Raw genomic sequence first — 13,273 nt, forward strand, 5'->3', positions numbered from 1 at the left:
GAGATGGTACCCTGAGTATGGCAAATTTTTACATTTGGTTAAAACTTTAGGAACAAAGCCAGCATTTGGCCTAGAGCGAAACCAATCGATAATAGAGAAGCATGGTAGCTACACAAGAAAAAACTTTAGGTAAAATCACTCAGATCATTGGCCCTGTCATTGACGCAGAGTTCCCCAGTGGCAAAATGCCTCGGATTTATAACGCTCTAAAAATCCAAGGAAAAAACCCCTACGGTCAAGAAATCAACCTCACCTGTGAAGTTCAACAGTTGCTCGGCGACAACCAAGTCCGGGCCGTTGCCATGAGCTCCACCGACGGTCTCGTTCGCGGCATGGATATCCTCGACACTGGTGCTCCCATCAGCGTTCCTGTAGGGAAGAAAACCCTCGGTCGGATTTTCAACGTCCTCGGTGAACCCGTAGACGAAAAAGGCGAAGTTGGTGCAGAAGAAACCTCCCCAATCCACCGCCCTGCTCCTAAGCTGACCGAACTCGACACGGCTCCTTCTGTGTTTGAAACGGGCATTAAAGTTGTTGACCTTCTTACTCCCTACCGTCGTGGTGGGAAAATTGGTCTCTTTGGTGGTGCTGGTGTTGGTAAAACCGTCATCATGATGGAGCTGATCAACAACATCGCCACCAACCACGGTGGTGTGTCTGTATTCGCCGGTGTAGGGGAACGGACCCGTGAAGGGAATGACCTCTACAACGAAATGATCGAATCTGGCGTTATCAACCCCGATAACCTCAACGATTCCAAGATCGCCCTTGTGTACGGTCAGATGAACGAGCCCCCCGGAGCCCGGATGCGGGTTGGTCTGTCTGGTTTGACCATGGCGGAATATTTCCGTGATGTAAACAAGCAGGACGTACTGCTTTTCGTTGACAACATTTTCCGCTTTGTCCAGGCTGGTTCTGAGGTATCGGCACTGCTCGGTCGGATGCCTTCTGCGGTAGGTTATCAGCCCACCCTCGGTACTGACGTTGGGGATCTCCAAGAGCGCATTACCTCTACCAAGGAAGGTTCTATCACCTCGATCCAGGCAGTTTATGTCCCTGCGGATGACTTGACTGACCCTGCTCCGGCAACCACCTTCGCTCACCTCGACGGTACTACGGTACTTTCCCGTGCTTTGGCGTCTAAAGGGATTTATCCTGCTGTGGATCCCCTCGATTCCACCAGTACAATGCTTCAGCCCAGCATCGTGGGTGAAGACCACTACAACACGGCGCGTGCGGTACAGTCTACCCTCCAGCGCTATAAGGAACTCCAGGACATCATCGCAATTCTTGGTTTGGACGAACTTTCTGAAGAAGACCGTCTGACCGTAGACCGGGCCCGGAAGATTGAGCGTTTCTTGTCTCAGCCTTTCTTTGTGGCAGAAGTATTTACCGGTTCTCCTGGTAAGTATGTGACCCTTGAAGAAACCATTGAAGGCTTCAAGCGCATCCTCTCTGGTGAATTAGATGATCTACCTGAGCAGGCGTTCTACCTCGTTGGCAACATCGAAGAGGCGATCGCCAAAGGCAAGAAGCTCAAAGAGCAAGGCTAAACCCTGCTTCGCCTAAGACATCAGGTCAGTGCTACCGTTCTGCGGGGTGCTGACCTTGAACGTCAGAATTTTCCTTATTTTTTGAATTAGATTTAAGCAAATGGCTTTAAAAGTACGAGTGATCACCCCAGACCGGACGGTACTGGATGACAGTGTCGAAGAAGTCATCCTCCCCAGTAGTTCTGGTCAAATCGGTATTTTGTCGGGCCACGCGCCCCTCCTCACAGCCCTCGAATCCGGCGTCATTCGCGTCCGGACCAGTGGTTGGGAGAACATCGCAATTACCGATGGCTTTGCTGAGGTAGAAGCCAATGAAGTAAAGGTGCTGGTTAACACTGCAGCCAAGGGTCAAGACATCGATCTTGAGGAAGCCCGCAAGGCTTTTGAAAGTGCAAAGGCACAACTTGATCAAGTCAATGCGGCAGATCGTAAAGCAATCCTTGATGCCCGCAAAGAACTCAAGCGGACCCGGGCCCGCTACATGGCGGCTGGTGGCATGGCATAGGCAATGTGTCGCCCTAGAGCCAAAAGAAAAATTTTGCAATAAAAAGGCAGCTCTAGGGCTGCCCATTTTTTTATAGAAATTAATTACAAAATAACAATCGTAAAAACTTAGATAGTGATTACATTTAAGACAAGCACAGGGGCAATTGACTTTAGTTACTGCCGCTAAAGGCCACTTCAGGGAATTTTGCCTGGGCTTCAGCCATACTGGTCTTTTTGCCATGTTCTTGCCAGTAGTTGATAACTTCTGTGGCTTGGTTGAGCACTTCGATGCGCTCTGCCTCAGAAATCCAGTGCTTCGCTTCTAGTTCGTCTTTTAATTGTTGCCAAGCGTCGTTACGGGGCCAAAAGAAATAGGCGGTCAAAGGACTGGTGCCTTTCCCAACAACTTGATCCACGGCGATCGCCACGTCTTTATCTAACCAAAGTACCTTTAAAAGAAATCTTTCTACCAAAGAAGCCTCCAAACCCAAATTTACACAAGTGGTTTCAAAAATTTACAGTCTATTATTTTACATTGAAGCGGGAGATTTGGATGCCCCCTAGAAAATCTCCTGACGGATTGGGGCAACAAATCCAGAGAAATAAACACTTGTTACCGGGGGCGATCGCCCCAAGCTATGTCATTGTGACGGGCGAATGTTAGACTATTTGCAGATAGATAAAATATTTTTTATCTATACCACCCCGATCAAGAAATCCTGAAGTGGGCCTGACCCGCTTTTTTTGTTGTCTAGATTTCCCCATGGCTCATCCCCTCATCCCCCGAATCGTAACCTGTGCCGAACCCATTGCTGCAGAGTTGGGTTTAGAAGTGGTGGACGTGGTGTTCCAGACGAATAAAAAACCACCAGTCCTCAGAATTGATGTCCGGAATCTCTCCCAAGACACTGGCCTGGAAGATTGCGAGCGCTTCAGTCGCCTACTCGATCCCCAACTGGAAGCCCAAGAGATTATTCCTGGGGCCTATGTGCTGGAAGTCTCTAGCCCTGGCACCGACCGCAACCTCACCACGGATCGAGAGTTTATCGCCTTCCGGGGCTTTCCTGTCCGGGTGAAAACCTATGCTCCCTACAAAGATCAAAAAGAGTGGTGTGGCACCCTCCGGGAACGGGATGAAGCGGCAATCCATCTCAATCTCAAGGGCAAGACGATCGCCATTCCCCGGGAACTGGTCGCCAAAGTACAACTAGATGACCAACCCTAGTTGCCCCAAACTGCCCCAAGCTTTGTTCATTTATCGATTTTTTCTATCCGTAAATTTCTATGTCCCTTGTTAGTCTCACTGGTTTAAGCGCCCTCGTTGAAGAAATCAGCGATCGCCACAATTTACCCCAAAGTGCCGTCCATGAAGCCCTCCGGGAAGCCCTGCTCAAAGGTTATGAGCGCTATCGCCGTTCCCTAACGCTCAACCAAGCCACCCCCTTCGCTGAAGACTACTTCGATAACTTTGAAGTCGAACTAGACCTCGAAGACGAAGGCTTTCGGGTATTGGCCACCAAGGTGATTGTCGAAGAAGTGGAAAACTCCGATCATCAAATTGCCCTACAAGAAGTCCAAGAAGTCGCCAATGAAGCCCAGCTCGGTGATTCCGTAATCCTAGACGTCACCCCCGAACAGAGTGATTTTGGGCGGATGGCCGCGATTCAAACCAAGCAAGTGCTGCTTCAGAAATTACGGGATCAGCAACGCAAACTCGTCCAAGAAGAATTCCAAGAACTAGAAGGGGAAGTCCTCCAGGCCCGTGTCCTCCGTTTTGAGCGGAACTTTGTGGTGATGGCGGTTACCAGCGCCTTTGGTCAACCAGAAACCGAAGCCGAATTACCCAGACGGGAGCAGCTCCCCAACGACAATTACCGCGCCAATACCACCTACAAAGTTTATTTAAAACACGTTAAAGAAGGCTCCCACCGTGGCCCCCAGTTGGTCGTTTCCCGCGCCGCCGCAGATTTAGTCGTTTACCTGTTTGCCAACGAAGTCCCAGAAATCGAAGAAGAAATCGTGCGGATTGTGGCCGTTGCCCGGGAAGCGAATCCCCCCGGCCGTTATGTTGGCCCCCGCACAAAAATTGCGGTGGATACCCTAGAGCGGGATGTGGATCCTGTCGGTGCTTGTATCGGGGCGCGGGGATCACGGATCCAAGCCGTGGTGAATGAACTGCGGGGCGAAAAAATTGATGTGATCCGTTGGTCCCCGGATCCAGCGACTTACATTGCCAATGCCCTGAGCCCAGCACGGGTCGATGGGGTAATCTTGGTTGATGCGGAAGAGCGACAGGCCACGGTATTAGTCCCCGAAAACCAACTGAGCCTTGCCATTGGTAAGGAGGGACAAAATGTGCGTTTGGCCGCACGCTTGACGGGCTGGAAAATTGATATTAAAGATAGTGCTAAGTACGAGGCAGAACAGGCTGCCCTCGCTGAACAAGAGACAGCCCCCCCCAGTGAAATGACATCGGAAACTGCTGTGCTGCCGGATCAAGCTGAAACGGACCCTTTAGAAGAAGAGGCCACGCCAACGGACGCTTAGATTCCGGGGGGAATTTTGATGTAAAAGGCGATCGCCATTTCAACCATTGCCATGGAGCCAAATCTACGCCGCTGTGTTGCCTGCCGCAAACTTGCCCCAAAACAATCTCTTTGGCGGGTGGTTCGAGTCTATCCATCCCAGCAGGTACAATTAGATCGGGGCATGGGGCGTTCCGCCTATCTCTGTCAATGTCACCATTGTCTAGAAATGGCCCAGCGCAAAGATCGGCTCGGGCGATCGCTCAAAAAGAACGTCTCCCCTGAGATTTATCAAACCCTAAAAGAACGCTTAAATTCTCTCAATTAAAGCTCTGACAATCGCCACTCCTCAAGCCATTATGGACGCGCGATGCTATTTAAAATCATCCCTGAAATTACTCAGATTAAACCTTCTTTTTATTGTTGAACTCTAGCAAGCCCGGAGGCCTTTCCATTCATCATTGCCGCTAATCCCCGTTGGATTTAGATCCCACAATCCACATTAAACCCACCTATCCCCAACCAACCCTAAATTTGTACGACTAGTAGTTAAGGACATTATTGGATGAATAACGAAAAAGTTAGAATTTACGAACTTTCAAAGGAACTAGATCTCGAAAACAAAGACATTTTAGAATTCTGTGGCCAGCTCTCCATTGATGTGAAGAGTCACAGTAGCACCATCACGACAGAAGAAGCTGATAAAATCCGGGCGATCGCCACACAAAAGCGCCCCCAAGCCCCCAAGGCCCAGCGGCCCCAGAGAAAGAAAAAACAAGAAATTCTCTCCGTCCAGCACCAGCCCCAGGGCGCAAAACCCCAGGCTAGTAAATCAGAATCAGCCGACGCAAATCAACCAACCCCAACAGCCAAAAAACTTGAACGTCCGAAATTGCAGTCTCCTCCGAGTCGAGGAAAAGAGACACCTGCACAACCAGAAGAGTCTCCGGCCAACAATGGAGCCAAAGCCGAGCCAGTGGCCAAGACAACTTCCCCCAAAGCGGAACCAGCAGCCCCCGCTGCCCCGAAACCCAAGCTCATGGGGCCGCCGCCTCGGCCAACCCCCAAATCATCTGCTCCCAAGACACCCGATGCCAGTCCTGCAACGGCAGAAACAAGCAGTGGAGCAACCCAAGCCGATGTGAGGGCCAAATCCCTCTCGAAAAATACCGCCGAAGCCCCGGCCAAAGCACCAAAATTACGGCCAAAACCGCAAATTGTTGGCACCGTCAGTAAAAAGCCCGCCCCCGTTCAAGCGATTGAACCCGAGCTTGACGAAGAACCCGATACCAACAATGTCGAAGGGGACGATGACGCAACCCCAGAAGTCCTTCTTGCTCCTCCTAAGCGCCCCGCCGCAAAACCCAAAAAAGCCATTGGCCCGAAACCCAGCAAACGTAAAGTCTGGGAAGATGAGGAAGAGGACGAATCCGAAAGCAAGAAGACAAAAACCAGCAAACTCAAGCGTCGCCCCGTTGTCATTGATGACGATGATGACGACTTTGGCACAACCACAAACAACAATGCCGAAGTGCCTTCTGTCAGCTTGTCCATTGCCCGTCCCCCCAAACCGAAGAGTGCTTCATCGTCTCCTTCCCCAAGCAAGCCATCACCTTCAAAACCGAAGAAACCAGCGGCGAAACGATCTGGCAGTGGTGGCAGTGGTCAATCTCAGAAAGAACAACGGCGCGATCGCCCTGATGTGAAAACACCACCAGCGGAGATCACCCTCACAGAAACCATGACCCTCCGGGAAATGGCTGATATCCTCTGTATCGCTGAAACAGACATTATCCGTCGCCTCTTTAGTAAGGGGATCGCGATCAACATCACCCAAACCCTAGACTACGACACCGCCCAGATGGTGGCCGAGGAATTTGACGTGAAAGTCATTGCCCCAGAGGTGAAATCAGCGGCTGAAAAATCCACAGAAATGCTGGATGTGGCCGACCTCGAACACCTCCAACATCGTCCTCCGGTTGTCACCATCATGGGTCACGTTGACCACGGTAAAACCACCCTCCTGGACTCCATCCGCGAGACTAAGGTGGCCCAAGGGGAAGCCGGGGGAATTACCCAGCACATCGGTGCTTACCACGTGGACATCGAACACAACGGGAAACCTGGTCAAATTGTTTTCCTCGATACTCCTGGTCACGAAGCCTTTACGGCCATGCGGGCCCGGGGCGCAAAGGTGACAGATATTGCCATTCTTGTTGTCGCCGCCGATGACGGTGTCCGTCCCCAGACCCTAGAGGCAATCCGCCACGCCCAAGCGGCCAAAGTGCCCATCGTTGTGGCGATCAACAAAATGGATAAACTCGGCGCAGAACCGGATCGCGTCAAGCAGGAACTCTCAGAACAGGGCTTAGTGCCTGAGGAGTGGGGCGGCGAAACCATTATGGTGCCCGTCAGTGCCCTGAAGGGAGAGAATCTAGATACTCTCCTGGAAATGATTCTGCTCGTCTCTGAGATTGAAGAACTCTCGGCGAACCCAGATCGTCTGGCGAGAGGCACAATCATTGAAGCCCACTTGGATCGTGCTCGCGGCCCAGTAGCGACTCTGTTAGTACAGAACGGAACCCTACGGGTTGGTGACATCATTGTGGCGGGATCGGTGATGGGTAAAATCCGGGCCATGATTAGCGATCGCGGGGAAAAAGTCACAGATGCAACACCGTCTTTTGCAGTGGAAATCCTTGGTTTAAGTGAGGTACCAGCGGCTGGGGATGAATTTGAAGTCTACTCCAGTGAAAAAGAAGCCCGGGCGATCGCCGACGAACGGGCCGAAGGGAAGCGTCAATCTCGGCTCCAACAGGCCATGTCTTCCCGACGGGTCAGCCTTAGCAGTCTCTCGGCCCAAGCCCAAGAAGGGGAACTCAAGGAACTTAATTTGGTACTCAAGGCTGATGTCCAGGGTTCCGTCGAGGCGATTCTCGGCTCCCTCCAACAACTGCCCCAGGACGAAGTCCAAATTCGTGTCTTGCTGTCTGCTCCCGGTGAAATCAGCGAAACAGATGTCGATCTTGCCGCTGCCAGTGGGGCGATCATTATCGGCTTTAACACGACCTTGGCTCCCGGTGCGCGACAGGCCGCCGAACAGGAAGGGGTTGACATCCGCGAATATAACGTGATCTACCGTTTCCTCGAAGAAATCCAAGGGGCGATGGAAGGTCTCCTGGATCCAGAGGAAGTCGAAGAACCCCTAGGTCGGGCCGAAGTGCGGGCCGTCTTCCCCGTCGGTCGTGGCTCCGTTGCGGGCTGTTATGTCCAGTCGGGTAAGGTCGTTCGTAACCGGATGATCCGCGTGCGTCGGGGTGATGTCGTCGTCTATGACGGTTCCCTCGATTCCCTTAAGCGTGTCCGCGAGGATGTCCGGGAAGTCAATTCTGGCTATGAATGCGGGATTGGCGTCGATAAATTTAGCACCTGGAAAGAAGGGGACATCATTGAAGCCTACGAAATGGTCTTCAAACGCCGCACCTTGGCGGGCCGTACCAGTTAAGTGACGCACGTTGTTTAACTGGCGATAATCCTTTAATCCAAAACCTCCTGGGCAACTGGGAGGTTTTTTTGGCGATCGCCAATTTCACCTTCAATTTCGCCCTGAGGATTCAGGGAGTCACGTTTCGGTAGGTTTCAAGACAGGATAAGATATGGGATGATCACTCTTTAGTAATTTCAAGGCGTTATTAAAAATGGATGTTCTTTCTCTAGGTTGGGGCGCGCTATTGGCCCTGTTCACTTGGTCGATCGCCATGGTTGTTTGGGCACGTAACGGTTTCTAGGATTGTGGAAACAATTTTTTTAAATTCTCTTTTTTTGGGAGCCCTTGCCTTGCTGCTATTGGTCAGCGGTGGGATCTCCTACCTCACCTTTGTGGAATGGCGCGATCGCCGTCGTCAAGACCGAGATAAACGGGGCAAGTAACCCTCAAACGAACTTGCGCGGCCTTGGTGCCTTTCCCGAACTATCTTGCTTGATTAATCTCCTGTGATGGCAGGGGATTTTTTTGTGGATGTTGTGCCTAGACAATTTCTACAGACGCCCCAGAAGCCGAACAATTTCTGCCACAATCAAAGGAAGTACCATTTCCAAAAACCATGGCGATTCCCGCAAACGAAATTGATTTAGCCCGGTATCTCGAACATTCCCTGTTGCACCCAGCCGCCACCGCAGCCCAGGTCAAAGAATGCTGTGAGGCGGCAGTCCAATTTGATTTTCCGGCGGTCTGTCTCTACCCAACGGCGATAAAAACAGCCCGGGATTACTTACACCAGCGACCGATTCAGATTTGTTCTGTCGTCGGTTTTCCGGCCGGGGCCCATACGACCGCAACCAAACTCTACGAAGCCCAGGAAGCGGTAGAAAATGGTGCCACGGAATTAGATGTGATGCTTAATTTGGCCTTGGTGAAAATGGGGGAATCGGAGAAGCTCTATCAGGAAGTGGCGCAAATCGTCGAACTAACTAAGATTCCCATCAAAGGCATTTTAGAAACGGCTCTCTTAACGGATACCGAAAAACGGCTTGCCGCAGAAATTTGCCTTGATGCAGGGGTGAGCTACCTGAAAACCTCAACGGGCTGGTTCGGGGGGGCAACGGTGGCTGATGTAAAGTTGCTCCATGGGATCACCAAAGGGCGCATTGGGATCAAGGCAGCAGGAGGGATCAAAACGGTTGACCAGGCGATCGCCTTAATCCAGGCTGGTGCGACTCGCCTTGGCACGTCCCGGAGTATCAAGATTATGCAGGAAAGGGAACAAGCGAGCGACAATCCAACTTGGTAAATACGGTATGTCTTTTAAAGTCACAGGCATCATTCTCAAAGGCAGCCCCCTCGGTGAAGCGGATCGGCTGGTAACGATCCTATCGCCGGAACAAGGGTTGGTAAAAGCCGTAGCCCCAGGGGCGCGTCAACACCGTTCTGCCCTGCGGGGACGCACCGAATTACTGGTGGTCAATGAATTTGTTTTGACCAGGGGGCGATCGCTAGACCGGATCCAACAGGCGGATATGCTCACCTCCTATTCTGGCCTCAGACATGATTTTGCCAAATTAGCCGTGGGTCAATACCTGGCGGAAGTAACCCATTACCTCGCAGTGAGCCACACCCCTCAGCCAGAATTATATGAATTGCTTCGGGAACATCTGCGCCGCATCGAAGCTTTAGAATTTCAGCCCAGCGCCAGGGTGACCCAGATCATCGCCCACCTAACCCAAGCTCTATTTCATCTGTTGGCGATCGCCGGTTTTGCGCCCCAAGTTCAACATTGCCAGGGCAGTCAAACCCTTATTTCTCCCAACTTTGTTGATCCCCGGTGGCGCATTGGCTTTAGTCACGATCTGGGGGGGATTATGGTGCTGAGCCAGGGAAACATTCGTCCCGATCAACGGCTGACGGCTTTGGAACTAGATATTTTACAAATGCTGCCCAACCGTAATTTGCCGGAGCTGCAACGGTGGTCCCAAGCAGAACAAATGGTATTTTCCTTAGAAACGGCTTGGCTCCGGGTTGAACATCTGTTACGGCAGTACCTTGAGCATCACATTGGCAAAACCCTCAAGGCGGCCCCGCTCATCGATACCCTTGCCCCCTTAGCTTTTTAAGGGGCGATCGCTAATTGCTGGCTGCAGCCGGGGTTGGGGATTCTTGGGCCTGGAGTTGTTGTACCCGTTGTTCCACAGCTTCTAAATTTTGTTGATAACTGGCCCGTTTCGCCTGGGCAAAATCGTAATAAAAATCCTCTGCTGGAATTGCGTCTAAGGTGGCGATCGCCGTTTGCCACTGTTCGATAATCTCTTGCCATTGGGCCACAGAAGAGGGCGGATTTTCAGCCATTTGGGCAGCCGTTGCTCCCTGGGATAAGCCTGTGATTAGATTGCCAAGACTGCCATTGAGGGATTGGTAATCGGCGATTTGGATCTGCACTTCTCCGTACCGAGGCGACCAACGGGGCACGGTTTCTAGGGTGGCGATCGCCTCTTCTAAATTGGCCTGGGCCTGGAGAATCGCTTGGCCAGAGGGATTTTCGCCAGCAGCAAACAGCGATCGGGCTGGATCAGCCAGTTGTGTGGCGGTGGTCAGGGGCGCACAGGCACCAATCACACAGGGACGACTCAAACCATAGCCCGCTACCCCCACAAGGACTAACAACAAACCCGCACCGAGGATTAGGGGGCCTTTTTTGCGAGGGCGATCAGAGGATTCGGTAAACTCTTCTAGCCCCCCGTCAGCAGTGGTAAACCCTTCAAAATCGCCGCTGGAATCCGTCGGCTCTTCTTCTGGGGCAGCGGTGTCAAACGAGTCTTCTTCTAACTCATTGCCCACGGGCGGAAAGGGGTCATCCGTGGCTTCGAGGTCAATATCTTCCGGAAATTCAGATTGTTCAGGGGAGTCCGGTTCATTTTCTGGAGGTTCTCCATCGGAAACAGGCTCGACTTCAGACTGGGTGAGGGCGTGGAAAGCATAGGGTTCGTTGGCCCCGGTGATTCGCAAATAAATGAGGGTTTGATGCCCTTGGACGCGGGGATCACCCTGGAGGCGATCGCGGATTAGCCGGAAAAGGGGCGGGAGCTCTGCCGGGGCCGGAGCTTGATGTTGCACCAGGACAAGCAACAGACCTTCCTTAAAGAGACAACGCACCTGAATCGGGTCTGTGGGGAAATATTCTGCTTCAAGTTGAGTTTGGAGATCCGCTTGCAGATCCTGGAGGTTTAACGGGGCAACATCGGACATAACCGCAAGAACAGCCTATGGACTTGAAATGTCATTGTAAGTAAAGCTCAAAAAAAAAGTCTTGTCAAAAGACCCCGGCGATCGCCAAAGCTCAGTTTATTTAGCGGGGCTGTTGTCGTAAAAATCCACTAAAACTATCAACTCCCCAAGTAAGCAAGAGGAAACAAAGCAAGGTCAGACTGACGCCACCATAATTAAAACTGCTCAATTGTTCCATCAAAAGCCGTCCGAGGCCGCCCGCCCCCACGAGGCCGACAATAACTGTTTCCCGTAGACAGACTTCCCAACGATAAAAACTGTAGGCAATAAAATTAGGCAGCGTTAAAGGCACCGTACCGTAGAGCCAAACATTGCCTTCGCTACTGCCTAAGTTCCGGAGAGCATTGAGGGGCGCAAGGGGAACATTCTCAATCACTTCGCCCATTAATCTGCTTAAAATGCCCAGGTTATGAATCCCCAGGGCGATCGCCCCCGGCAAAATCCCCGGAAACATCACAAATACCACCACCAACGCCCAGATGGGAGCTGGGATACTCCGACAAACCAAGAGTATTAGATGGCTCAGGAGCCGTTGTCCCCAGAAAATGGGCCGCTGATTTTTCGCTGCCAAAAAGGCCAGAAAGAATCCGCCCACCCCAGCTAAGGCGATCGCCAAAATAGACATCTCCAGAGTCTGTAGACCCAGGATCGCTAACTGTTTTCCCTGGGCGAAATCGAAACTGACGGTCTGGAGTTGAGTCATAACTTCCCCCAAAAAGTCTTGGCCCCGGCCAGACCAGAGTCGCGACCAATCGGGCTGAATATACCAAAATCCCCAAGCCACTAAACCACTACCGAAAAGCATCGTACCGAGGAGCCAATCCCGCCGCTGTCCCCCCAATTTGTAACGGTGACTGTTGAGGTCAAACCGACTGGTACAATCCAGCCGTTGCCGCAAAAAATGACTCCCCCAATCCACCATCCCATTCAACGCAATCAGGGCATAAAACAACGTCCAAAGCTGTTCGTAGCGGAGGGATTGTAGGCTTAAATAAATCTCATAGCCCAGGCCCCCAGCACCAATAATGCCCAACACAGCCGCCGAACGCAGGGAACATTCAAAGCGATAAAAACTGTAGGACAACAAATTAAACAAAGCCTGGGGCAAAATCCCATAGAGAAAGGCTTGAGCCGTGGGGACACCGCTATAAATTAAGGCTTCAAAGGCGGCCCGGGGAGTCTCATCAATGATTTCAGCAAAAATTTTCGCCACAATCGCCCCAAAGGGAATGGCGATCGCCCCCAAGGCCACCACCGGATCTAGGCCCCAAATATTAATCAAAATCAGACCCCACACCACCTCATGGATCGAACGGGGCACAGCCAAGAGCAACCGGATGCTCCCCCCCAACTGCTTGCCTTGGGGAAATATCGTCTCCCAGAGTAACTTGGCACTGAGTAGCCCGCCGATAGTACCCACCACCAAACTCAAAAAGGTGCCGCAGATCGCATAGGCAAAGGTGGTCAAGGTTGCCTGGCAGGTCAGGAGGAGAAAGTCCATTGTTAAATTTGGCTGAAAAGCGGCCCCCACAAATCGCCCAAGGGTGCCTAAACCCTGGCCATTAAATAGGGCTCCACCCCGAACGTTAACGTCGATCAAACTGCAGGCGATCGCCAGGCCAAAAAGACTAAACCCCCAAGCCTTGGGCTGAACATTTCGGGGCAGCGGCAGGGAGATTCTAAACATCAATGGCAAGATTCGGCGGAGAGTATGGCAAAATTATCAACAAATAATTATTAAACACATTAAGGAAACCCTCATTATGACTCCCTCTTTGGCAAACTTTTTCTACAGCCTCTTGGCTGGCACCTTAGTTGTGGTCATTCCTGCCACCGCATTTTTGATTTTCATCAGTCAGCAGGACAAAATTAAGCGCTAGATATTCCCTTCCAAAACACGAAACTGCGAGGTGGGCATTTTGTAACATTGT

General features: G+C 51.7%; 13 protein-coding genes. 10 read left to right on the top strand and 3 right to left on the bottom strand.

Annotated elements, in window-relative coordinates; translation table 11 throughout:
- Positions 1–101: 101 nt before the first annotated feature.
- Together atpD and atpC are read left to right on the top strand one after the other, a co-directional pair.
- The gene (atpD, locus tag AWQ23_RS03900; RefSeq protein WP_012306378.1) at positions 102–1,553 is read left to right on the top strand and encodes a F0F1 ATP synthase subunit beta; all 1,452 of its coding nucleotides are present in this window, start codon (positions 102–104) and stop codon (positions 1,551–1,553) included.
- A gap of 100 nt (positions 1,554–1,653) precedes the next feature.
- Complete coding sequence (gene atpC / locus AWQ23_RS03905; protein WP_012306379.1) at positions 1,654–2,058, top strand: ATP synthase F1 subunit epsilon; 405 nt, start codon at positions 1,654–1,656, stop codon at positions 2,056–2,058.
- Between the two features lie 151 nt (positions 2,059–2,209).
- On the opposite strand, the gene AWQ23_RS03910 is transcribed toward atpC, so the two are convergent.
- Positions 2,210–2,512 carry a 30S ribosomal protein PSRP-3 gene (locus AWQ23_RS03910; protein WP_012306380.1) on the bottom strand — a complete coding sequence of 101 codons (303 nt, stop codon included), beginning with the start codon at positions 2,510–2,512 and terminating at the stop codon, positions 2,210–2,212.
- A 290-nt stretch (positions 2,513–2,802) separates the two neighbouring features.
- On the opposite strand from AWQ23_RS03910, the gene rimP reads away from it, so the two are divergent.
- The 7 genes from rimP to recO all read left to right on the top strand — a co-directional run bounded on the left by rimP (position 2,803) and on the right by recO (position 10,174).
- A complete protein-coding gene (rimP, locus tag AWQ23_RS03915) occupies positions 2,803–3,264 on the top strand; it encodes a ribosome maturation factor RimP (protein ID WP_062436492.1) in 462 nt (153 codons plus the stop codon).
- Positions 3,265–3,323: 59 nt separating this feature from the next.
- Complete coding sequence (nusA, locus tag AWQ23_RS03920; protein ID WP_062432766.1) at positions 3,324–4,586, top strand: transcription termination factor NusA; 1,263 nt, start codon at positions 3,324–3,326, stop codon at positions 4,584–4,586.
- A 51-nt stretch (positions 4,587–4,637) separates the two neighbouring features.
- Entirely contained in the window at positions 4,638–4,892 is a 255-nt protein-coding gene (locus tag AWQ23_RS03925) for a YlxR family protein (RefSeq protein WP_012306383.1), read from the top strand.
- 237 nt (positions 4,893–5,129) lie between these two features.
- Positions 5,130–8,069, top strand: a complete 2,940-nt coding sequence (infB, locus tag AWQ23_RS03930; RefSeq protein WP_062432769.1) for a translation initiation factor IF-2 — start codon at positions 5,130–5,132, stop codon at positions 8,067–8,069.
- A 193-nt stretch (positions 8,070–8,262) separates the two neighbouring features.
- A complete protein-coding gene (gene petN, locus AWQ23_RS15705) occupies positions 8,263–8,352 on the top strand; it encodes a cytochrome b6-f complex subunit PetN (RefSeq protein WP_071819460.1) in 90 nt (29 codons plus the stop codon).
- A gap of 315 nt (positions 8,353–8,667) precedes the next feature.
- On the top strand, positions 8,668–9,354 hold the full coding sequence (deoC, locus tag AWQ23_RS03935; protein WP_062432772.1) for a deoxyribose-phosphate aldolase: 687 nt from the start codon (positions 8,668–8,670) through the stop codon (positions 9,352–9,354).
- A gap of 7 nt (positions 9,355–9,361) precedes the next feature.
- A complete protein-coding gene (gene recO / locus AWQ23_RS03940; protein WP_062432775.1) occupies positions 9,362–10,174 on the top strand; it encodes a DNA repair protein RecO in 813 nt (270 codons plus the stop codon).
- A 10-nt stretch (positions 10,175–10,184) separates the two neighbouring features.
- On the opposite strand, the gene AWQ23_RS03945 is transcribed toward recO, so the two are convergent.
- Complete coding sequence (locus tag AWQ23_RS03945; RefSeq protein ID WP_062432778.1) at positions 10,185–11,303, bottom strand: hypothetical protein; 1,119 nt, start codon at positions 11,301–11,303, stop codon at positions 10,185–10,187.
- 100 nt (positions 11,304–11,403) lie between these two features.
- The gene (locus AWQ23_RS03950) at positions 11,404–13,029 is read right to left on the bottom strand and encodes an ABC transporter permease (protein WP_062432781.1); all 1,626 of its coding nucleotides are present in this window, start codon (positions 13,027–13,029) and stop codon (positions 11,404–11,406) included.
- A gap of 76 nt (positions 13,030–13,105) precedes the next feature.
- On the opposite strand from AWQ23_RS03950, the gene psbX reads away from it, so the two are divergent.
- On the top strand, positions 13,106–13,222 hold the full coding sequence (gene psbX, locus AWQ23_RS03955; RefSeq protein WP_030005983.1) for a photosystem II reaction center X protein: 117 nt from the start codon (positions 13,106–13,108) through the stop codon (positions 13,220–13,222).
- Positions 13,223–13,273 lie beyond the last annotated feature (51 nt).

Origin of the sequence: Picosynechococcus sp. PCC 73109 (assembly GCF_001521855.1) — a bacterium.
Lineage (GTDB): Bacteria > Cyanobacteriota > Cyanobacteriia > Cyanobacteriales > MRBY01 > MRBY01.

Excerpts from the sequence above, each read along its gene's own strand:
- atpD (WP_012306378.1), top strand. The coding sequence starts at position 102 with ATGGTAGCTACACAAGAAAAAACTTTAGGTAAAATCACTCAGATCATT.
- atpC (WP_012306379.1), top strand. The coding sequence starts at position 1,654 with ATGGCTTTAAAAGTACGAGTGATCACCCCAGACCGGACGGTACTGGAT.
- rimP (WP_062436492.1), top strand. The coding sequence starts at position 2,803 with ATGGCTCATCCCCTCATCCCCCGAATCGTAACCTGTGCCGAACCCATT.
- nusA (WP_062432766.1), top strand. The coding sequence starts at position 3,324 with ATGTCCCTTGTTAGTCTCACTGGTTTAAGCGCCCTCGTTGAAGAAATC.
- AWQ23_RS03925 (WP_012306383.1), top strand. The coding sequence starts at position 4,638 with ATGGAGCCAAATCTACGCCGCTGTGTTGCCTGCCGCAAACTTGCCCCA.
- infB (WP_062432769.1), top strand. The coding sequence starts at position 5,130 with ATGAATAACGAAAAAGTTAGAATTTACGAACTTTCAAAGGAACTAGAT.
- petN (WP_071819460.1), top strand. The coding sequence starts at position 8,263 with ATGGATGTTCTTTCTCTAGGTTGGGGCGCGCTATTGGCCCTGTTCACT.
- deoC (WP_062432772.1), top strand. The coding sequence starts at position 8,668 with ATGGCGATTCCCGCAAACGAAATTGATTTAGCCCGGTATCTCGAACAT.
- recO (WP_062432775.1), top strand. The coding sequence starts at position 9,362 with ATGTCTTTTAAAGTCACAGGCATCATTCTCAAAGGCAGCCCCCTCGGT.
- AWQ23_RS03945 (WP_062432778.1), bottom strand. The coding sequence starts at position 11,303 with ATGTCCGATGTTGCCCCGTTAAACCTCCAGGATCTGCAAGCGGATCTC.
- AWQ23_RS03950 (WP_062432781.1), bottom strand. The coding sequence starts at position 13,029 with ATGTTTAGAATCTCCCTGCCGCTGCCCCGAAATGTTCAGCCCAAGGCT.
- psbX (WP_030005983.1), top strand. The coding sequence starts at position 13,106 with ATGACTCCCTCTTTGGCAAACTTTTTCTACAGCCTCTTGGCTGGCACC.